General features: G+C 60.4%; 17 protein-coding genes and 1 pseudogene. 16 read left to right on the top strand and 2 right to left on the bottom strand.

Annotation, left to right across the window (positions count from 1 at the left end; genetic code table 11):
* Positions 1–35 precede the first annotated feature (35 nt).
* The 5 genes from PXK01_RS19315 to repC all read left to right on the top strand — a co-directional run bounded on the left by PXK01_RS19315 (position 36) and on the right by repC (position 5975).
* Positions 36–1199, top strand: a complete 1164-nt coding sequence (locus tag PXK01_RS19315) for an ATP-binding protein (protein ID WP_274861363.1) — start codon at positions 36–38, stop codon at positions 1197–1199.
* A gap of 550 nt (positions 1200–1749) precedes the next feature.
* Positions 1750–2088, top strand: a complete 339-nt coding sequence (locus PXK01_RS19310) for a DUF736 family protein (protein WP_274861362.1) — start codon at positions 1750–1752, stop codon at positions 2086–2088.
* Between the two features lie 197 nt (positions 2089–2285).
* On the top strand, positions 2286–3470 hold the full coding sequence (repA, locus tag PXK01_RS19305) for a plasmid partitioning protein RepA (RefSeq protein WP_274861361.1): 1185 nt from the start codon (positions 2286–2288) through the stop codon (positions 3468–3470).
* A 23-nt stretch (positions 3471–3493) separates the two neighbouring features.
* Complete coding sequence (gene repB, locus PXK01_RS19300) at positions 3494–4441, top strand: plasmid partitioning protein RepB (protein ID WP_274861360.1); 948 nt, start codon at positions 3494–3496, stop codon at positions 4439–4441.
* A 241-nt stretch (positions 4442–4682) separates the two neighbouring features.
* Positions 4683–5975: a plasmid replication protein RepC gene (gene repC / locus PXK01_RS19295; protein WP_274861377.1), complete on the top strand. Its 1293-nt coding sequence runs from the start codon at positions 4683–4685 to the stop codon at positions 5973–5975.
* A 12-nt stretch (positions 5976–5987) separates the two neighbouring features.
* Here the strand turns inward: repC and PXK01_RS19290 are convergent, their stop codons facing one another.
* Positions 5988–7085: a tyrosine-type recombinase/integrase gene (locus PXK01_RS19290; protein ID WP_274861359.1), complete on the bottom strand. Its 1098-nt coding sequence runs from the start codon at positions 7083–7085 to the stop codon at positions 5988–5990.
* A 157-nt stretch (positions 7086–7242) separates the two neighbouring features.
* On the opposite strand from PXK01_RS19290, the gene PXK01_RS19285 reads away from it, so the two are divergent.
* The 6 genes from PXK01_RS19285 to PXK01_RS19260 all read left to right on the top strand — a co-directional run bounded on the left by PXK01_RS19285 (position 7243) and on the right by PXK01_RS19260 (position 14176).
* Positions 7243–8196 (top strand): DUF1403 family protein, encoded by a 954-nt coding sequence (locus PXK01_RS19285; protein ID WP_274861357.1) that lies wholly within the window; start codon positions 7243–7245, stop codon positions 8194–8196.
* Positions 8193–8801: an SMC-Scp complex subunit ScpB gene (gene scpB / locus PXK01_RS19280; protein WP_274861356.1), complete on the top strand. Its 609-nt coding sequence runs from the start codon at positions 8193–8195 to the stop codon at positions 8799–8801. The genes PXK01_RS19285 and scpB overlap by 4 nt, the downstream gene beginning before the upstream one ends.
* 133 nt (positions 8802–8934) lie before the next feature.
* The gene (locus PXK01_RS19275) at positions 8935–9921 is read left to right on the top strand and encodes an AAA family ATPase (RefSeq protein WP_274861355.1); all 987 of its coding nucleotides are present in this window, start codon (positions 8935–8937) and stop codon (positions 9919–9921) included.
* A 227-nt stretch (positions 9922–10148) separates the two neighbouring features.
* Positions 10149–12269: a S8 family peptidase gene (locus PXK01_RS19270; RefSeq protein ID WP_274861354.1), complete on the top strand. Its 2121-nt coding sequence runs from the start codon at positions 10149–10151 to the stop codon at positions 12267–12269.
* Between the two features lie 238 nt (positions 12270–12507).
* The gene (locus PXK01_RS19265) at positions 12508–13806 is read left to right on the top strand and encodes a DUF5623 domain-containing protein (protein ID WP_274861353.1); all 1299 of its coding nucleotides are present in this window, start codon (positions 12508–12510) and stop codon (positions 13804–13806) included.
* 88 nt (positions 13807–13894) lie between these two features.
* Positions 13895–14176: a hypothetical protein gene (locus PXK01_RS19260; protein WP_274861351.1), complete on the top strand. Its 282-nt coding sequence runs from the start codon at positions 13895–13897 to the stop codon at positions 14174–14176.
* Positions 14177–14256: 80 nt separating this feature from the next.
* Here the strand turns inward: PXK01_RS19260 and PXK01_RS19255 are convergent, their stop codons facing one another.
* Positions 14257–15654, bottom strand: a complete 1398-nt coding sequence (locus PXK01_RS19255) for a hypothetical protein (RefSeq protein WP_274861350.1) — start codon at positions 15652–15654, stop codon at positions 14257–14259.
* Positions 15655–16772: 1118 nt separating this feature from the next.
* Here PXK01_RS19255 and PXK01_RS19250 point away from each other — a divergent pair.
* The 5 genes and pseudogenes from PXK01_RS19250 to PXK01_RS19230 all read left to right on the top strand — a co-directional run.
* Entirely contained in the window at positions 16773–17111 is a 339-nt protein-coding gene (locus tag PXK01_RS19250; RefSeq protein WP_008335621.1) for a DUF736 domain-containing protein, read from the top strand.
* 634 nt (positions 17112–17745) lie between these two features.
* A complete protein-coding gene (locus PXK01_RS19245) occupies positions 17746–17922 on the top strand; it encodes a hypothetical protein (protein WP_176832925.1) in 177 nt (58 codons plus the stop codon).
* A 410-nt stretch (positions 17923–18332) separates the two neighbouring features.
* A complete protein-coding gene (locus PXK01_RS19240) occupies positions 18333–18953 on the top strand; it encodes a helix-turn-helix domain-containing protein (RefSeq protein WP_274861348.1) in 621 nt (206 codons plus the stop codon).
* Complete coding sequence (locus tag PXK01_RS19235) at positions 18946–20874, top strand: relaxase/mobilization nuclease domain-containing protein (RefSeq protein WP_274861347.1); 1929 nt, start codon at positions 18946–18948, stop codon at positions 20872–20874. Before PXK01_RS19240 ends, PXK01_RS19235 begins: the two co-directional genes overlap by 8 nt.
* Before the next feature lie 16 nt (positions 20875–20890).
* Positions 20891–21207: pseudogene (locus PXK01_RS19230) on the top strand (type IV secretory system conjugative DNA transfer family protein); the annotation flags it as partial.

The raw sequence follows: 21207 nt of genomic DNA, 5'->3' as shown, positions 1-21207 counted from the left end.
TGCAAAGTTTCCATGAGATGGAGTATTTGCAAGGTATGTACCCACGTAAGACCCATCAACTCGTGCAATCTGCATTAGAGAGCCAAGCCGCCGTGGTCCTTCTCGGACCCCGCCAGGTTGGCAAAACGACACTTGCACTCAATATCGCTTCCGAGCAGCCGTCAGTCTATCTCGATCTAGAGCGAGAGGCGGACAGGCAAGTCTTGGTCGAGCCTGATCTCTATCTGGACGAACAAGTGGGCAAGCTTGTTATCCTGGACGAGGTTCAACAGATGCCAGGTCTATTCAAGACCCTTCGAGGTCAGATCGATCACCGCCGTCGGGCCGGATTCCGAACCCGCCAGTTCCTCTTGCTTGGGTCTGCCTCAAATGTCCTTTTGCAGCAGTCGGCAGAGTCTCTTGCTGGCCGCGTCCGATATATCGAAATGCCACCGCTGCAGCTCGGCGAAGTGGGAGCGGGTCAGTTGAACCAGCTCTGGTTGCGCGGCGGCTTTCCCGACAGTTTCTCGGCTGGGAGCGATCAGGACAGCATGGACTGGCGCCTAGATTTCCTGCGCACCTACCTCGAACGGGACATCCCTGCCCTCGGGCCGCGGATTCCGGCCGCGACTTTGCGGCGCTTCTGGACCATGTTGGCACATGTCCAGGGCGGTCTGTTGAACGCCGCCGCTCTTGCCGAAGGTTTGGGCGTCTCCGGGCAGACTGTCGGGCGCTATCTAGACTTGCTTGTCGATCTCATGCTCGTGCGGCGCCTTCAGCCCTGGCATGACAACGTCGGCAAGCGCTTGGTCAAATCGCCAAAGGTTTATGTCAGAGACAGCGGCATCGTTCATGCCCTTCTCGGTATAGGGGCGATCGAAGGGCTCCTCGGTCATCCCGTGGTCGGAGGAAGCTGGGAAGGGTTCTGCATAGAGGCCCTGCTTGCGGCCGCCCCTGCCGGTACAGAACCCTACTTCTACAGGACCTCCGCTGGCGCGGAGCTCGATCTGGTCCTCCGCCTGCCTGGCGGCGAGACCTGGGCGATCGAGATTAAGCGCACAACCGCGCCAAAGGTCTCGCGAGGGTTTCACACAGGCGCGGAGGATATTCGGGCCAATCGAAGGTTCCTTGTCTATGCGGGCGAGCGTGACGTTCCGGTGTCGAATGACATTCGCGCCTTGCCGCTTGTCCGCGCGATCGAGTTGCTGGGCGAACTCTAACCCAGGTCTGATCATCTGCTCGGCGCCTCCACGGAATGGACCCTGCCATGAGTTCCCGAACGTGCTTCGGGGCCTGTTCTGACCAGTTGTCCTGCACTATGCGGATGAGTGCGTCACCCCGCGATCGTACCCGGAGCCCTGCATCGCCGGATGCTGACGCAAGCGATCCTGCCCCGCCAGAGGATTTGGGAAAATGCCCGCTGTTGGCATCGGATTGTGATCTGGCGACTTTGGGCCGCACTGAGTCTCAGTGTCAGTACAATTGCGAAGACGTCACTTGTGCCCCTGGCATCTCCGTCGGCTGTTCCCCCAGTTTCATTCGCGGCCACCGCAACTCTCCTTTTGTCTGAGTTGCATGACATGCTGGTCGCAGCTGTCGTCCCGTCCACAAAGGTTGTCGCCGATCTTTTTCCCCTGACCCTGCGGGCCATTCCGCGCGCAGCAAAAAGACCGGCGCCTGCCCCTCTCCGCTGCGCTTCGCCTTCGGTGTGGCCGTGCCTTGGCCAGCTGCAAGGTGACCATCATTGCAACGCAAACAAGGAAAAGAGCAATGACCACGAACGGCATCAAATTCACCAGCGCCGACATCGAAACTGTCAAGGGCGTCGGCTCCATCTCGACCCTGACCTTCGACCTCGACATCACGGTCGAACCTGTCGCGAGCGTGAACCCGATGGCACCCACGCACCGCGTCCTCGGCCGCTCCCCGCGCGGCAAGCTGGTCGAGTGCGGTGGCATCTGGAAGAAGCAGAACAAGGAGACCGGCGCCGACTACTACACGCTGACCATCCGCGATCACGGCTTCAACGCCAACCTCGGCAAGGCCGCGAACCAGGACGATCCGTCCCTGCAGGCCGTCATCCCTTGGGGGCCGAAAGACGCCGCCTAAGCCAAGGGCTGGCGGGGGTCGCCTCTGCCAGCACGTTTACAGCTGTAAACTCGGGGACGAGCCGGTCCGCGCATGTAGTCTCTTCCGGCCTCAATAGACACTATATAGAGGAAAAATCTTGACTTAGCGCCGTGAATCACGGCTCTTAATCCCAAGTGGCGTGAAAAAGGCCATATTTTCGATTTTGGGGCAACTAGATGATTCCTGTGACACCACTGGCAAACGAGAAGCCTTCAGCGCTCGCGACAGATATTTCCGAGCGGTTGAATGCTGCCATCCGGGAGCATCTTCTTTCAGCTTTTGCCCCAGATAGCACCAAAACGCTACGGTCTTTTTCCGCACCTGAGGCGGCAGAACTCCTCGGGGTCTCCGGTCAGTTCATGCGAAAGCTGCACTCAGAAGGGACGATCCCAGAGCCCGAGGATGTTCGTGGAGGGCGGCGCTTTTACACGGCGCAAGAGATATGGAGCGCACGCGAGATCCTGGAGAAGTCATCACGCAAGAAAGGGCGCTATCTGCCGCGTCGGTCTGGTGACGAGAAACTGCAGGTCTGGCAGTTGATGAACTTCAAGGGCGGCTCGAGCAAGAGCACCACGAGCATCCATCTTGCGCATTACTTCGCGCTACGCGGCTATCGAGTGTTGGTCGTTGACCTGGATCCCCAAGGATCGCTCACGTCCATGTGCGGCATCAGCCCGGAAATCGAGTTTGATGGGCTGACTGTCTATGACGCGATCCGCTACGACGATCCGGTCAGCATGGCCGATGTCGTTGTTCCGACCTACTTCCCGGGGCTTTCGATTGCGCCTTCGCGCCTCATGCTGTCGGAGTTCGAGACTGAATCTGCGGTACATTCGAACCCCGATCAGCCTTTCTTCACGCGCATCCGCAATGCACTGTCCCAAGTCGAGAATGATTTTGACCTAGTCCTGATGGACAGCCCGCCCCAGCTGGGCTTCTTGACCATCGCTGGAATGGCCGCCGCGAGTTCTCTGATTGTGCCTCTGACGCCCTCGATGTTGGATGTCTCCTCAACCGCCCAGTTCCTTGAACTCGCGGGCGCCTACATGGGGGTGATCGAGGATGCGGGCGCAACGCTGCAGTACGATAACTTCAAGTTTCTGATCACCCGGGATGAGCCAACGGATGTTCCCTCACAGCAGCTGACCTCGTTCATGCGTGCACTGTTCCAGGATCGCGTTATGTCCGCGACCGCACTCAAGAGCACTGCAATCAGTGATGCGACCATGCTCAAGCAGTCCATCTACGAGGTCGTGCGCTCGGAAATGACCCGTGCGACCTACGATCGCGCAAAAGGCTCGATGGATGCTGTGGGCCACGAAGTGGAAGTCATGATCCACCAATCATGGGGGCGTAAATAATGGCTAGGAAGTCCCTTCGAGATATGTCGGGTATCGCGAACACCATCGCACGTTCCAGCAGTACGTCGGCCGAAAGGGCTCCTAAGACAAGTGCGCCTGCGTTAGGGGCGCTGCAGGGGTCACTCGCGTCTATCCGCGAGATCGATCCTGGTCTGATCGATGATTGGGGGCCTAAAGACCGACTGGATGAGTTTACAGCTGTAAACGCCGAGGATGACGATGAGGGTTTTGAGGCGCTCAAGAACAGCATCCGCGAAGGCGGACAGCAGGTACCAATCCTCGTTCGGCGCTCCAAGGCTGCCGAGGGGCGCTTCGAGGCGATCTATGGCCGCCGCCGTCTGAAGGCGTGCCGGGAGCTCGGCATCAAGGTGCGTGCAAACGTTCAGGATGTCGATGACGCCACGGCGTTGTTGGCTAAAGGGCTGGAGAATGCAGCACGTCGCAACCTCTCGTTCTACGAGAAGGCGCGTTTTGCAGAGGCTATTCAAGCCGCGGGTCACGAAAGCGCGACAGTGCGCCAGGTATTGAACCTTTCCGCCTCAGGGCATTCACACCTGACGAAGGTGACCCAGAATGTCCCGTCCAGAGTCGGCGACCTGATAGGCGCTGCGCCCAAGTCCGGTCGGCCGAGGTGGACGGACCTGGCCGAGCTATTCCTCGAGCGGAAACTTACCGAGAAAGTCGCGCTCGACCTGCTGACTAAGATCAGTGCCTCGTTGACGTCTGATGAACGGTTGGAAGCGCTGATCAAGGAAGCAAACAAGCGCGGAACGAAAGGGGTCAGCGGTCCTCAAGAGATTACGCCGTTGGACGGCGTCGTCATCAAGGCAGGTCGCGGCAGCCTGTCACTGTCGGTGAAGAAGTCCGGCGCAAGCGCCGAGTTCGCAAACTGGCTTGAGATCAATCTCGAGGACATCATCAAGAGATCCTACGCCGAATTTACAGATGTAAATTCAGTCGAGGGCAAGTGAGGACGAGCAGAAAGGAGGAAAGGTAAACAAAGAAAACCCCCGAAACCGAAGCTTCGAGGGCTGCTACGCAGAGCGCAATTCTTAGATTAGACACCTAGAATCTAGCAGCCTCCGAATCACCACACAAGAGAAAACGCTTCTGAGCGAACGGGATTTCTTTGTCTGCTGACAAAGCATGGAAAATTTCATTGATGCTCCGTCTGGAGCAACTGAGGCATACGTGCCTCAGCAGGAGAGAGGTATGTCCATCGCCTGGCATCCCTCAGGTTGGCGCAAAGCCTCCGCAGGTCTCGCTGCCGCAGAGCAGCTTGCCCAAGCCGGTGAACAGGTAGCTGTACCCAAGGCGCGGGCGTTCGTCGCCGTGAAGCGGGTGGGGGCCTACATTGGCCTCAAGGCCGGAGACATGATGCTCCTCGACACGCTCGGGGCCTTTACCCAGGCCCAAGATTGGGAGGAGGGGCAACGCCCGATTGTCTGGGCGTCAAACGCCTATCTGATGGAGCAGACGGGCTTCTCGCTCTCCGCCCTCAAGCGCCATGCACGGCGCCTGGCTGAGATCGGCGTGATCTCCTTCCAGGACAGCCCCAACGGCAAGCGGTGGGGCCGCAGGGACGCCGAGGGGCGCATCGTCGAAGCCTATGGTTTCGATCTGTCGCCGCTGTCGGCGCGCGTCGAGGAGTTCGAGGAGCTTCATGCCGAATTGCAGGCCGAACGCGAGCTCTGTCAGCGCCTGAAGCGCCAAATCACGGTGGCACGCCGTATGATTCGCGCTCGGATCGAGGCGGCCGTCAGCAGCGTGCTGCGCGGCCCCTGGGCGCAATTCACAGGTCTTTTCGAGGAGCTTCTGGACCGGCTTCCGCGCCGCCACGAAGCGTCAGAACAGCTTGCCCGGCTGCTGACGTGGTTCAGGGAGCTACAGGCACAGGTCGAGGCGGCCTACCTCAAGGCAACTGAGGTCGTGCAACCTGTGGAAAACACACCGGAAACCAAGGAACAAGCTCCTGAGAAGACTCAAGGAATGAACCCCAGGGAGGTCATTTCTGACCCTCATATACTAATTACAAACCAACTTAATCCTGTAACTCGTAATTCCTCAGAAAATGAGGAAGTCGCGGCCGTGGTGCCCAATGCTCAGCCCGAGGACCAGGTTGACAGGGAGCTGGAAGACTGGGTTGCCGAGGTACGCAAGAACCGCGCAGCGCTGGATCTGCCGACTGTGATGCAGGCCTGCCCGGAATTCGCGTCCTGGGCGCGCAATATGGGCGGGTTCCTGAAGGATTGGGGCGATCTGCACCGGGTTGCCGGGCAGCTCAGGCCGATGATCGGGGTGTCCGAGCATGCCTGGAACGTGGCGCAGGACCGGTTGGGCAAACAGGTGGCGACAGCAGCGCTGGCGCTTGTCTTCGAGAAGCATTGCGCAGGCGAAGTGTCTTCGCCGGGCGGCTATCTGCGTGGCATGGTAGAGAAGGCCGGAGCAGGGGAGCTGCATCTCGAGCGCAGCTTCTATGGCAGGCTCAGCGGGCAAGCGGCGTGATGGGGCAGAAAATCAGAGACCGGCGGCCTTGGTCAGGTTCACGCGGAACCGGTCGCGCCGGCGCTGGTAGCGGCGGGTCATCTCGGCCGAGGCATGCCCCAACTGCTTCTGAACGTAGCGTTCGTCGACTTCCGCCGAACTGGCAAGACCTGCGCGTAGCGAGTGACCTGAGAACAGTGCCACGCGACCTTTCTCGGGCAGGCCGGATCGGATGCCGGCGTCCAGGACCGTGCGCTTGATCAGCCGGGCCACATGCTTGTCGTTCAGCCGTGTATCGAGGGCGCGCTTGCCGTCCCGAGAGGTGCCGACAAAAATCGGACCGAAGTTGATCTTCGAAAAGTGAAGCCATTGCCCGAGTGCATGCACGGGGCAGGTCTGGTCCTTCGAGCCGCGGCCGATCTCCACTTCGCGCCAGCCGGTCTTGGAATTGAGCGTAAGCAGAGCTCCTTCTTCCATGATTTCGATCCAGCCGCCGGAATCCGGGGTGTCGTCTTTGTGGACGTCCAAGCTGACGATCTCCGAGCGGCGGAGGCCTCCAGCGTAGCCGATCAGCAGGATCGCCCGATCTCGCAACCCGCGCAGATCATAGGGCAGGGTGGCCACCATCGCGAGGATGTCCTCGGCCAGGATCGCTTCCTTCTGCACCGGCGGACGCGCATGCTTGCGCTTGATCCCCGCCAGCACCGTCGCGATGTGGCGGTTCTTGCGATCGAGGGTGAAACCGCGCTGTGCATAGTTCCAGGCGAGGCCGGACAGGCGTCGGTCGATAGTACCGACCGATAGGGCAGGGGAGGGGCCCGAACCGGAGGCTAGGGCTGCGAGATAGAGCCCGATCATCTCCGACGACGGAGGCAGCGGCTCGGCGCCCTTCATCCGGCACCAGCGTGCAAAATGTGCCCAGTCCTTTGCGTAAGCCTTCAGCGTGTTGTCCGACGCAGCAGCGCGCGCATAGTCGCGGGCTGTGTCGACCAGCCGATCCAGCGTGCCGGATCCGGCGACATGAGAGGGCAGGGCGATGCCATCCCTTTCCTCTTGATCTCTGTCGTCGATGCGAGCATCATCATACGTGTTAGAGGACGCTGAGGTCGATTTCTCGCTGTCTGGCGACATCTTTCCCCCGAAAAACCGCAGTTCATGAGACTGTGCTGCAAAGTATCCCGTAATGTCCGATAATGCAAAGTTATTGGACATAGTACAGAACAGCAAGGTGCGGCGGTTTGCGCATCATTTTGTGGACGAAAGCGCCGAGAGAGACTAGTGTTGTGGCATGACATATCAGTCCGCCACCATCTCGAACGACCTGAAATCCCTACCGCAGCTACCCGGCTGGGTCACCTCCAGGCGTGCCGAAACCCTTGAAACTGTGGCCTTTCGGTCAGGAGCCGCGCTGACTGTGCTCGACCAGCTGATCGGTGATCTTAGGCATGGTGTGCCCGTAAAACTGCTCGCCAACCGTCTGGCGCTAATTGCGGCGACGGCGACCTCGAAACTGGAAGGCCGGCTGGCACGGGAGGCGGATATCCGCGATGCCTACCATCTGACGCCACCGGGCGAGCCGCGGGGACCCGATGGCGATCTGCTGGCGTTCTGGCGCGAGGCGGTGCGGCTTCGGCTGAACGGACCCGGCGAGATCGCAGACCTGATCGCGCCCGACCGCGCGGAGGATGTGGCCGGTTGGTTGGACGCCGGGCAAGATCGGGCCCGGACCCATGGACCTCTGGCCGGATGCGTGGCCGTCATGCGTGCCGTTTTGGAAACTGATGACCGCGCGGAGCGGGTCGCCTGCCTGCTCTCGGACATCGTCCTGGCGCGGGTGCTGAACTGGAAGATCGTGCTGCCTGTCTCGGAGCAGTACCTGACCAAGACGGCGCTACGCGACGTAAGCGCGAACGGGCAGGGGGCGGAGCTGGCAGTCCAGAGGCGGATCCTCGAGTCCCTCGAGGAGACGATCCGAATGGCGCGGGATCTGGCCCGCCGGGCGGAAGCGCTTCGCGCCGTGGCGCCGAAGCTCCGGGCGAAAGGATCGGCAGCGGCGGTGAACCTATTCCTGTCCGAAGATGCGGTCGCCCCGGCCTCGATGCTGTCGCCGCACATTCGCGGGACCTCAATCCCGATGACGGACCGCGCCGCCCGACGGTTTTGCGACCGGTTGGTGGAGTTGGGTGTCGCGCGGGAGCTGACCGGGCGGCCGACCTTCCGGCTCTACGGGATCGCGCCATGACGGTCGCGACAAGGAAACGGAAACCTGCGGGGGAGGGTGGCGCTGTCCTTGATCGGGACCTCGAAGACCTGCCGCAGGGGCTGCGTTGGCGCAAATGGATGGGACGGATCGAGGCAGTACTGTTCGCCAGTGCCTTGCCGGTCGGCCGCGAGGACCTGGCGCGGGTGGTGGGGCAGGGGGCCTCGGTCGAGATGCTGATCGAGGACGTCCAGGCAGAGCTTACCGGGCGGCCCTATGAGTTGATACAGGTGGCCGGCGGCTGGATGTTCCGCACCAAGACGCAGTTTGCAGACGCGATCAAGGCGGCGGCCGATCTTGGCGAGCAGTCGTTGGCCTTCACCGAGATGGAGATGGGGGTGCTCTGCGCGATCGCCTATCATCAGCCGATCGACCGCGCCGGGCTGGCCGACATCTTCGGCAAGGAGGTCAGTCGCGATCTATTGGCGCGACTGCGCTACAAAGACCTGATCGCCAGCGGCCCGCGGTCGCCGAGACCCGGGGCGCCGCATACCTTTGTGACGACGGAAACGTTTCTGGTGACATTCGATCTTCAGAGCCTGCGGGACTTGCCGGAGCTGGAAATTCTCTACGAACAGTCCGGGTAGTGCGCTTGGTTTGGAGGTGCACGTCGTCTGTCGCGCCAGCACGCCAAATCGCTTGGCAATAAGCGGCCGCATATCAATATCTTGTGGTCAGCATCCGAAAGTTGAGCTACAAAATTGGTCAGGAGGTTGCGGCATGGCGCGTGGCGAATTGATGAAAAAATTGTTGCTCAACTATGGACGTGAGGATGAATTCCGCGCGGTCGTCGAGCAGATCATCTCTGAAGAAGAAAAGAAGAACAACCGCGTTCTTGCGCGTGGCCTTCGCAATGCTCTCGAGACGATTTCGTCCGCGCAGCAACCGAAAGAGATGAACAGGCTCGTTCCATTTCCGGACGATGCAAAGGAGTTCATTCAGCGTATCGAACCGCGCTTCAGCCCCGAGGACATTCAGCTGAGTGTCGAGAACCTCAGCCTCTTCACGGGATTGATCGATGAGTTCCGCAAGTCAGACCTTATCAAGCGGAACGGCCTGCCAGTTCGCTCAAAGCTCCTGTTCTGCGGACCTCCCGGAACCGGGAAGACACTGTGCGCTGAGATCTTTGCCGGCCAGCTTGGGTTGCCTTTCTTCCATGTCAAACTCGATCGGCTCATCTCCTCTTTTCTGGGCGAGACCGCGTCCAACATTCGCAAGACCTTCGAGTTCGCCCGCCGTCAACCCTGCGTCTTGTTCTTCGATGAGTTCGACGCGCTCGCCCGCTCGCGCGAAGAGGGAAGCGATCACAGCGAGCTGCGCCGAGTCGTCAACTCCCTGTTGATCTTCATCGATCAGATCCAGCCAAGCGGGTTCCTCATCGCGGCCACCAACCTGGACGGGCAACTCGATCCCGCCATCTGGCGCAGATTCGATGAAGTCGTCTGGTTCGATCATCCGGATGAAGCGATGACACGGCGGTATCTGACCAATGCAATGAAGAACTCGGAACTCGAATTCGATATCGAAGACATGGTTCAGGGGACCATGGATTATTCCTATGCCGAGCTCGAGAAGATCTGCAATCAGGCCAAAAAACTGGCACTGCTCGATCGCAAAAAGTCGATCTCGAAGAAGCATTTCAGAGAAGCCATTCGTTATGCCGATCGACGGCGCATGCGGATTCGCAAGATTGCCAACGGTTCGTGAGTTAGACCTTGCCCCAACATCAGCACCTGCCCCTGGTGCGCCTGCCAGAGAATTTTGCCCGCCGCAAGCATGGTAGAGTGCCCAACCCCCCAACCCGAGGCGGAGGTCATGGCGGTCGCATCCGACAGGAGGTTGACGCCGCCGTCCAAAACCAACGTGCACAGCAGCCTCCTCCGAGGTTCGTTGACCCGGCGCTGATCCTTCGGGTGGAGATGAGCGGAGCAAGCATGGAGGGGGATTGGGAAGGTCTTGGCCTGACCGTGCTGTCCACCGATGAAGACAACACCCTGGTCCTGTTCTCGTCGACGGATGACTTGCAGGACTTTCGGACCCGGCTCGACGAATATGAGGGTCCAATACCGCAGGGTCAGCGCAATCGTCGCTACGCGGGGTTCATTGACAGGATTGGCGCAATCGGCACGATTGAAGGTCGCGACCGTCTCGGCGTTCTAGCGCGCGAAGAAGGATTTTCCGAGGTCCAAGACTTCCAGGACGATACGGACTACGTCGTCGATATCGAATTGTGGGAGTTCGGTCCTCAGGCGGCCCGCCGGTCGCTGGGTGAAGAAATCGTCGATTGGGTCGAGAGCCAGGACGGGGAACTCTACGACCACTATTGTGGACCTTCCATCAGCATCATCCGAGTGCGAGCCTCCGGCCAGACCATTCGGCCGATCCTTGCGATACCCCAGGTCGCATTTGTCGATTTTCCGCCACAGCCCGATATCCAGATGGAACGGCCTGAGGCCCTTGCTGCGGGGGATGTGCCGCCGGTGTCACCGCCCGAGGTGGACTTGCCTGTGGTTGCTATTCTCGACAGCGGTGTTAACGACAACCCCCTGCTCGAAGATGGTATCGTCGCGCGTGAGGCCTTTCCGGCAGAGCTTGGCGAGGCCGATGTCTTCGGTCATGGCACGGCTGTCGCCGGTGTCGCCTGCTACGGCGATCTCCGGAATCATCTCGATCAGCCAGAGCTTGTCCCCGCCGCTCGGATTATCTCGGCGAAAGTAGTGACAGATCAGGGCCAGTTTTTCGAGCGCCGCACCTTGCCGACCCAGATGCGGACAACCATCGAACGCATTCGGGAAGCTTATGGGTGCAAACTCTTTGTCATTTCGCTTGGGGATACTCGTGCACGCTTCGAGCGCGGTCGGGTCGGGCCGTGGGCCGCGACCCTGGACGAGCTCGCGCGCGAACTTGATGTCCTGATTTTCGTATCTGCAGGCAATCGCGACCCCAGGGGCGGTACGTCTTTGGAGCAGGGCGTCACGCAGTATCCGGGCTATCTTCTGGAAAATGCCAACCGCGTCTGCGAACCGGCGGGCGCCGTCAACGCCTTAACAGTAGGGTCGCTCGCGCATTCCAATGGCCTCGGGCCGGAGCACGAATTCGACGTTCACATCCAACGCATCACAGAGCCAGATGAACCGTCGCCGTTTTCGCGTACTGGCCCGGGTGCCGGAGGCATCAAGAAACCAGATTTCGTCGATTACGGTGGAACATTGGTGTTCGACGCCGTGGCTCGGCGCTTGCAGCGTGCGCCCCACTTGGCAAATGCGGGCATTTTGACCACGAACGCTGACTTTCAGCGGCAACTCATTGTGAGCAAGACGGGCACATCATTTTCCGCCCCGCATCTGGCACACAAGGCGGCGCAAGTATTGCGTTATCATCCGGACGCATCGGCGAACCTCATCAAGGCGTTTATGGCTAGTTCTGCCCGCGTCCCTGAAGCCACGCAGCGCAGGTTGGGCGGCATGATCGAGGCCGAGCGAGACCAAATTCATGGAAACGGGGTTGTAAACCCTGCCACAGCAACCTTCTCGGATGATCATCGGGTCGTCCTCTACGCCGAGGACGCGCTCGGAATGGACCAATTCGCTGTTTACCAGGTCCCGATCCCTGCCGAGTTCCAAGGCAATGGTCCCCGCTGGATTCATGTCTCGCTGGCCTTCGACCCACCGGTGCGACGAACTCGCGCTGAATATGTCGGCACGCGAATGAACTTCCGGTTGATCCGGGGATGCACAGCGGATCAGGTCTTTGAGCATTTTCGATCCCATACGGGCGAAGATACGGAGGCGCCAGAGATGGCGGGGCGTTTCAACTGTGGTCTTAGCCCAGGGCCGCAACGTCGTGACCGCAACACGCTGCAAACGGCGAGTGTAAAATTCACCCAGGATACTCCGCAGTACGGCGCCGACTATTTCCTCGTGGTTCGGTGTGTCGGAGGCTGGGCTGCAGATCAGGAAGTCCGTCAGCGATATGCGATCGTTGTGGAGCTGGAACACGAAGCCCCAATCGAGCTCTACGCGCGAGTGCAGCAACGCGTTCGCATCAGGGTATAGTGGCCCGAATCCTTTGGTTTGAGATGGCGTGCTCGAAAATTGCGAGCCAGCCTGACGCACGTTGCATGATGGTGCGATCCATCCTATCTTGTAGGTGCTCTTGGCAGGAGCATGGCACTCGCCGTTCCGAAGCTGCAGGCAGCACTGCCCGAAGATCTTTCTAGCGATCCCATCAGCTAACACTCTGGCTTGTAGGGCGGTAGGCGAGTGACGTTCGGTGTCAAGCCGGGAGATAGCCATGTTGATCGATGGTCCACGACCTACCACCCTCGTTGGGGTAAAACGCCTTGCCAAGCAGCTGAAGAAGACAAACGGAATCAAGCATTCTGATGCGCTTGATCTCGCTGCCAAGTCTGCCGATTGTGTCAATTTTCGTCATGCACGCCGCACTTTGCCCACCAGTGGTTTCACGAACTCCAAGCCCTATGTGTTGCTGACGATCTACTGGAGTGACAAGGAGCGCGGCCATCGCTGCGGGCGGGAAACATTGCGGATTGAGCTTTCCACGCCGATCCTCGACCTCTGCCCCAAAAGTGCGCTCAGATACGTCCGCGGTTTCGGAAACCTTCGAATGGTTGCCGAAGACCATTTCGTTTGTGATGACATAGCCCACAAGCAAGAGTATGCGCGGGATAGGCTTTGTGCAGCTGAGCGTTCGCTCCGTTTCATGGAGCATACAGGACTGCGACCGAACCGAGACCGCAGGAACTACCCCAGAATTCTGGACACCGACAAACTGCCCAATATCGACCATTCGACAGACTGGGTAGATCCGGCCAGTGGTCAATTCGTCCTGATCGACGAGCCCTATGGCAACGCGCCCGACGATTCAAATCGCGCAGCATGGGCGACCCGCAACGGCTGGCGGCTTGAAAAGGCGTCTTGGCCCGGGATGTATCGGCCCTACGATTGCGATCTCTATGTCGGTATCGACACACGCTCAGGATACGACGTTGACGCTCTGATGGAAAAGATCAGTGCCATGCCAGAGCCAGTCGTCAGCGAAAACTGGACGGGCGAATCTGTACCTTCATGGGAGACGTTTCTCAGCCCAATGGCGAAGACGAAACAGGACGAACGCCGCGCAAGGTGCAAGGGGATGATCTATCCCTCTCCGAGCAAGGCCACCGTACCCTATAACTACAACCCCGGGTGTTCGCGCCGCCGTCCAGCTGGTGAACTCGGAATTGATGGCCATGTGCAGGCAGGCCGCGTGATCAAGGCAGTGATGTCGTCGCAATATGCGACAGATGGGGTTTATACGCGTTTGAGCGCGCTTCGCTCAGATCTCGAGGATTGGCTCAGCCTTGAGATTGATCGGGGGCAACTCGACGGCCCTGAGTTCTTCGAAGTCTACTATACTCGAACCGATGAGGATCAGGCGTTTCTGCAGGCATTGACCTCTGCTGACGACGTTGTTGCAGCCCTTCGTAGGATAGCACGGATGTTGAAGAACGCTTATCCGGATTGCGCCCCACTTCGCCGGCAGCTCCGGCGCATTGAATTGTCCGTATCGATGATAGAAAAGGTGAGATAACTTTTGCGTTGCGCGCCAAAGGATTATTTGGCTCGCAACCGCTCTCTTCTGGGCGCGGTCAATATCAAGGCAAGGGAATCCTCTGATCATGGACTATCCGGAAATTTGTAGGGAAGCTTTTGCTTTGGTCGACGATATCGGCAACGGAGCTTTCAACAACGAGTTCAGTGAACGTGGGACACTTGCCACGACTGTTGAGGTCGCCATGCCCGTCCTTGCGATCTTTCGTCAGTTGAACCCCGATGACCCGAGCTCGATTGCTGATGCGCAGTCTCGGCTTTTCAAGATCGCCTCGGGAGAACAGGGCGTGTTTTCGCGCTATCCTGCACTGGCCGCTTTTGCGCTTGGCGAAAGCATAGTCGTTCAGTAGCTGCCAGCAAGGACGCAAGACGGTTAAGCGAGGCAAACCTTTGCCTCGCTTGTTCGTTGCAGACGACGCAAAACAGATCGCTAGCCAGCCTGATCGCTACCCTTTCCCTCCCGGATACGACGCAATAATTCTTTGTCCGTTGGGTCGGCACCGTTCATAATCGCCTCCACCTGAAGGAGGTGCTGCGAGGCGCGCCTCAAGTCCCGTGGAATGAGCGCTTCAGTTCTTGTTCGGGCTCTGTCCTCAACAACCTCGTGCCCTTCGTGAATAGCCCACCCGATGAATCCCCGCTCGAAACGTTCTTTCGTTGGGTCGTCCAGGCAAAGCTCTTGAACTGGTTCACCCTCTCGTATCCGGAGAACCTGAAAGTCGGGATGAAATCCGCCCCGCCAGTTCTCTTGTCGTTGGCCGGATTTCTGCGACCTCTTTGGCATCGGGGTCAGCGCGACCCTCAGGTAGACATCCGGGTCGTCGATATTGATCAGTGCCAAAGCCAGATCGAGCGGCTCGCCAAGTGTGCTGTGCGTCCAAATGTTGTGATCGAGGAGGTAGTTATCGCCTTCATGCGCCCAGTATTCGCCGTCAGGAATCCAGAACATGGGCCGATCATCGAGAAGGTCAGGCGTCGCAAACCCAATCGGTTCCCAAACCTGCATGAGTGGCTGGGACAGCCTGAACCGGACGCTCCCATGTTCCACGAATTGTTTCTGGCCGAGATGAGGGGCCACTGCCGATAACAGGCGCAACGCCAGATCTAGATCGGTGACCGACGGCGTATCGCCTTCATCAAGAAGGACCCGCACCCCTTGAGATGCATGGCTTTCGTCAGGCGTACGCCCATAGAACTCCGGAATAGACAGCACGCAATCGAAGGGGCCAACAACGATCCGAAGCGCACTGCAAGCATTCTGCGCCAAGGTAGGGTACAACTCGATGGAGTTCAGGTTTTGGACTGCGTTGAAGACGAGTTGCGCGGCGATCGGTTCCAGGTCGGATGCATATGCTTCGGCGATGCCAATCGCGTCCCCACGATTCAAGATCAGTTTTGCATAGATGGACGCATCGCTGTACCCATTCCCTTCCACGACGCTGAGTTCTAATCCAATGATCGGATCGCCTGCGTGCCGCATCGCAAATAGGGGGCGGATTTTTTCGACGAGGTATGCGAGGTCAATTCCATTCCCGGTGTTTTTCACTTCGGCCAATCGCGCGGGGAATTCTTTGGCGCTTCGATTGATCGCGGGGATGAAACTGGTGTTCTGCCGCGTCTGTGGGTGGGCTCGCTTGGTTTGTTTCGCTTTCAGCGCGCCCCAGTTTGAGCCCGGGGAGATTGCGGCGGCAAGATCGTTCAAGAGTGTCAACTTGGTAGGGCGATTTTCGCCGGTCCATCTTGCCAGAATTCGGTCGACGCCTTTTGACAGGCATTCGAGCTTGATCGGGAAGGTCTCGGCTGACTGCACATCAGTGTTCAGGTTCATTTTGCTCATTCCTCTGGCGTGCCTCCGAGTCCAAATTCAAGCCGTGGGCCCTATAGCAGGAGTCGGAAAGCGCGCAGCTGATTGAGCAAACCGATGAGTGTCTAGAAGCTCGGCAAACCAGGATCCAATGGGCCCGGATCAGGTTCGCTGGGTTGGTTTCCACCTGCTGCGCCGACCTGTACTTTACAGCGCGCCAGCCCCAAGTGAGCTTCTCAAGTTTACATCGTGGACGTTTGGCAAGCAACTACCTGTGGGCCCCTCTCGATGATTTTGGCCCCTCCTGCCCTTTGGCCAGGACCGCGCCCTACTCGGTCGGCTGCAAGCAGCCGCCCTCCCCGAGCTGAAACGCCGCCTCTCCCTGCGCCGTGCCGCTGGCGGTGCAGTCTCCTCCGGAGACAGCCCGGCCAGCCGTCGCATGGTCGTGGCAACGCTTCATCTCGGCCATTTGGTAACGGTCGCTGGGGCGGGCGCGAGACATCAGTAATCTCGTACCTCGCGTCTCTGCCAGTGTTGTTCCTGACTTTGCCGGACATGCTGTCCCGCCCCATCATCATGTGTCGCAAACGATGGTCGACGACCGCAGGATCGCATTGGCCACAGCTGGCATAAGGCCGGTGATGGTCGTGACGCGCGGATCGGAGAATATCGGGCCGCCATAGAGATTCCGTTCGAAATCCGGGTGATCCGGACACGTTGTCGAAGCTTCGACGGTATCCCTGCTGCTCTTCCAGACTACACACACATCGGGTTGCCACGGAAACCAGCCGTCGCGGCACGTGAGGCAGGGTCAGCAAAGCTCTGACTGGTCGGGATGCGGCTCGGAGCGAGAGGACAGAAATGTCGCCACCACAGGCATTTCTCTCTTTCGGCTGTTCCCCCAACTTCCTTCGCGGCGCCCGCACTTCTCCCGGTGTCTGAGTTGCATGACATGCTGGTCGCAGCTGTCGCCCCGCCCACAAAGGTTGTCGCCGATCTTTTTCCCCTGACCCTGCGGGTCATTCCTCGCGAGGCAAAAAGACCGGCGCCTGCCCCTCTCCGCTGCGCTTCGCCTTCGGTGTGGCCGGGCCTTGGCCAGCTGCAACGTGACCATCATTGCAACGCAAACAAGGAGAAGAGCAATGACCACGAACTGCATCAAATTCACCAGTGCCGACATCGAAACCGCCAAGGGCGTCGGCTCCATCTCGACCCTGACTTTTGATCTCGACATTACGGTCGAACCCGTCGCGAGCGCGAACCCGATGGCCCCCACGCACCGCGTCCTCGGCCGCTCCCCGCGCGGCAAGCTGGTCGAGTGCGGCGGCATCTGGAAGAAGCAGAACAAGGAGACCGGCGCCGACTACTACACGCTGACCATCCGCGACCACGGTTTCAACGCCAACCTCGGCAAGGCCGCGAACCAGGACGATCTGTCCCTGCAGGCCGTCATCCCCTGGGGTCCGAAAGACGCCGCCTAAGCCAAAGGCCAGACCGCTTCGGCGGTCTGGCTATTTCTCGTTTTTGGGTGCGCCTGATGGGCGGGCTCAAAAGCCGATGTTCGAGGAACGCGGCATATTTCGGACGCGAACGCAGAGGCGGGTCGTCAGACCGGATAGGTCGCGGACGCGGCTTCGATCTTTCAGTTCAGTGACAGCGTGGATCGCGCGAACCCGAAGCAGGACCGACTGTCCGCAGGGAGAACTGGCAGCTCGCTGAGCAATGCAAGCGCACCCCGTCCGTCGGTCGAACAACGCGCGCCTGGGTCGTCTTGGCGAAGCTACCAGGGGCGCCGAACTCACCCTGTGCCGCGAGGGTGGAAGTCGCAGATCACCGTCATGCATCCAAGGGCAACGTCTCACGCCAATGTCATCGCCGCGCGCCTTTCCGTCGACCTGTTGGCCTCTCAGATCGCTAGCCCGGGGTCGAGCGGCCAGCAACGCCGGGGGCAGATTTCTGGACGGCTGCGCCTTGAGCGCTGCGATGCACCGCTCACAACAAACCTGCCCCCGGCGTGCTCCATTTCATTCCGCCCCGTGCCGGGTGCAGCCCGCTCTCATGCCCCCGGTCTTTTCCACGATCCGTCCAACGACGATCAACGGAAAGGATCACACCATGACACTCGAACAATCCATCGACCTCGCCGAACTGCAAGCCGACATGGCCTTCGATGCCTACCTCGCTGCCTTCGATGAAGACGCCCATCCAGAGACCCTCGACAGCCTCGAGACCGAGGCTCTGATCGCCCGCAGCCGATACGACGACCTGCGCAATCAGGGACTGGGTCACTGACCCAGACACCCCTGCGGGTCTTCGGATCCGCAGAGGTCTAACGCCGTCTCTCAGAAGCTTCGTGACGCCCTCAAAGGGCGTGACCCGCGCCATCCCGCGCGGGCCATTTTCGTGTTCCTGGCGCCCGATCCGTGACCGGATCGAGCGTTGTTTGCCTTTCGTCGCGTGCGTCTTGAACACAAGCTTCGGAAGTTCGTTCGACCTGGTTGTCCTGCATCGAAGTGGGCGGGACCCGTTCCATGGCGCGCTGTAACGCGGGGTCTCGCCGGCGTCCATTGTCAGCAAAAACACACATCATGCAAAACGTATTATTGCGCAATGTGATATATTGAAGTATAAGCGAAGGAGAGAAGGAAGACGTTGGCAGGATATGGCCAATGTTTGCACATTTTGTCCGAGGGGTCTGACCCGTGCCGAGGCCAGCGAAAAACCTGAAGCTTGAAGAGCGCATCGAAGTCGCGCGGCGCTTTGCGGCGGGCGAGAGCGCGAAGGACCTTGCGGCGGCGTTTGGCATCTCTCCGCGACACGTGAACCGGCTCGCGAAAGAGGAGGCGGGCGAGGGGCTCGCGGTACGCGATCCAAGTGAGACGGTGGCGTTCCGGGCAAGCCGATCCGAGCTGGACGCCTTCGATGCGGAGTGGCGCGAACGGGGCTTTGCCAACCGATCGCAGGCGCTGAATGCGGTGCTGCGCGGTCGCTGCGGATTCCTTGATGTACCCCGCGATCTGGTCGCGGAATTCTGCGCCGCATGGCGTCAGGCGAGGGACGTGAGCGACACCGGACTGGTGCTCGCCAAGGCGGTCCATCGCGGTCGGCTGGAGGTCTCGGAGGCGGACCGCGCGGTGCTGATCGAACTGCTCGATTTGGCGCAATCGATGAACCGTGAGATGGGCCGGATGAAGGATGCGGCGCAGGCGCTGCGTCATCAGGAGTGGCCGCAAAAGGAAGAAGGGCAGGGGGCGGAGAGCGCGGTTCTGGAGGGTGGCCCGCGCGCGATCGAGCGCGGATTGAGGCTCGTCAGGAATGGCTGATCCCCTCGCCCTCTACGCCTCGGTCATGGGCCGGCTCTGGGAGGATGAGCGCATCCGGGGCCAAGCCGCGGCGCGGATCGACGCGCGGCTGGCGGGGCGTCGACAGGGGCGGAGTTTCGCGCGCGTTGGAACCATGTCGGCGCGCAACGCGCTGAAGGCGGCGTCGGGTCAGAGCCGGGCGGCGGTCTTCAAACGGATCCGGGCCGGAGGCTGCAAGACGCGTGCTTCGCTCGGGGCGCAGATTTCCTACATCAACGACAAGGCGGTCTATACCTACTCGACGATGACCAATGCCCTGACCGATGCCGCGGTGCTTTCTGAGGAGCAGAAAGAGGATATCATCGAGGACTGGGCCGGGACCTGGCGCGGCTCGACCAAGCTCGGCTTCACCTCACACATGCTTCTGTCCTTCCCGACCGACGTCACGGTCGATCAGGTGCGCGACATCGCCATGGACTGGACGGAGCATTTCTTCGAGAGCGGCGAATACGGCGACCAGTGGGACTATGTCCTCGCGGTCCATGACGACCGGGCGCACAAGCACGCCCACATCATTCTGAACAACCGCGGCGTTGAAAACGGCACCTGGTTCTCTTGCTGGGCCGAGGGCGTGATGTCGCCGCAGCTGATGCGCGAGAAGCAGGCCGAGATCGCGGAAGGCTACGGCGTGATGCTCGACGCCACCACCCGGCTCGAGCGCGGCATCTTTGAGAAGCCCGCCGGGATCGAAGAGATCTATCGCGCCAAGGAAGAGGCCCGTCTGCCGCGCGAGATCGTCATGACCGCGCAAGAGTCAGCCATCGCGCAGGCGCAGGTGGTGGGCTTCGCCAAGGACTACAAGAACCTCGCCGACCTGCTGGACCGGATGGACCAGCGCCACATGGCGCGTGCTGTGCGCGGCATGGCGGACGGGCTTGGCTCCGGCACGCCGTGGAACTTCACCGAAGGAGAGATAGACATGAAGGACATCAAGACCGTCGGTGATGCGATCGACTATTCCGAGCGGACGATCGAGGCGCTGAGGCTCAAGGCCGAAGAACTGGACCCGGCCGAGCGTGCGGCCTTCGAGGCCAAGGCCGCACCGATCATCGCGGACCTCTCGCAGATGGTGCCTGACCCGGACCTGCGGGCGCGCTTCGGCAAGCAGCTCGAAGAACCCTATCCGCCGGGGGCGGGCAGCTATGTGCTGATCGCCGCGCTGCAGGCCGGCAAGGACGAAGGGCTGAGCGACGTGCTCGAGCGCGCCGAGGAGGTGGGCATGGACAGCGAGGAGCTGGTGGCCCGGATTGCGGCGGGCGGCACGCGGAACTACGGCATGGCACAGGACTGGGTCGAGCGGGACATGAACGCGGTGCTGGCGAAGGACGGTCTCAGCGTGGAGACGGCCAATGACGACCAGCTCGATGCCGCGCTCGAGAAGGTCGACGGGGTGATGGACGCGCTTATGGAACGCGCCAAGGAAATGGGCGTCGAGATCGGCCGGACCCTCGCGGACGAGGAACAGGAGATCCTGCCGCTGATCGACGAAGACGACCGGACGCCAAATCCCTACCTGCAGGACCTCGCCGACATGCTGCGCGACGGCAAACTCACCGAGGAACAGGAAGAGGTGGTCGAGCGGACCCTGGAAGCCGAACTCTTCAAGGAGTTGGGCGAGGAAGGCTTGGCCGAACTTCGGCGTGGCAACTACGAGGTGCTGGACGCGGCCCTGCCGAGCAAGCTCGACCAGATCACCGTCACGCAGGAATTCCTCGAGATGACGTTTGAGGAGACGGGTGACCAGGTCTTCACCGACCGTGCCGCCGGGTTGCAGCAGGACAAGGCGACCGAGGTGGCGCGGCTGCGCGGCCAGCAGGAAGCGCAGGAGCTGGGCCGCGATCTTGGCCGCGACCGTGGTCTCGACGACGAGATGGAATTCTAAAGGGGAGATGAGCACCATGACCAAGACACTTCCCCTCTGGGCCGCACTTCTTTTCGGTGTGATCTGCGGCGCCGTCATCGGCACCATCGTCGCCGCCTTCTACCTGACCCTAGCCCTGAAAACCGGGTTTCAGAGCTTCGACATGTTGGCGCTCTGGAAGACTAGCGCCGGCACCCGCGCGGCGCACCCAGAGGCTTTCAAGGTGGGGTTTGGCGCTGTCGGCTTCGGGGCCATCGGGCTTGGCGCCCTGGCGCTGGCCTGGACCTGGAAGAAGGAGCGGGACGACTATGGCTCGGCCCACTGGCAGACCAAGGCGGAGCTGAAGAAGAACGA

Source organism: Phaeobacter sp. PT47_59 (assembly GCF_028890025.1).
GTDB lineage: Bacteria > Pseudomonadota > Alphaproteobacteria > Rhodobacterales > Rhodobacteraceae > Phycobacter.
The sequence above is the reverse complement of the archived record's forward strand: the minus strand, read 5'-3'. Positions and strand labels throughout refer to the sequence as shown.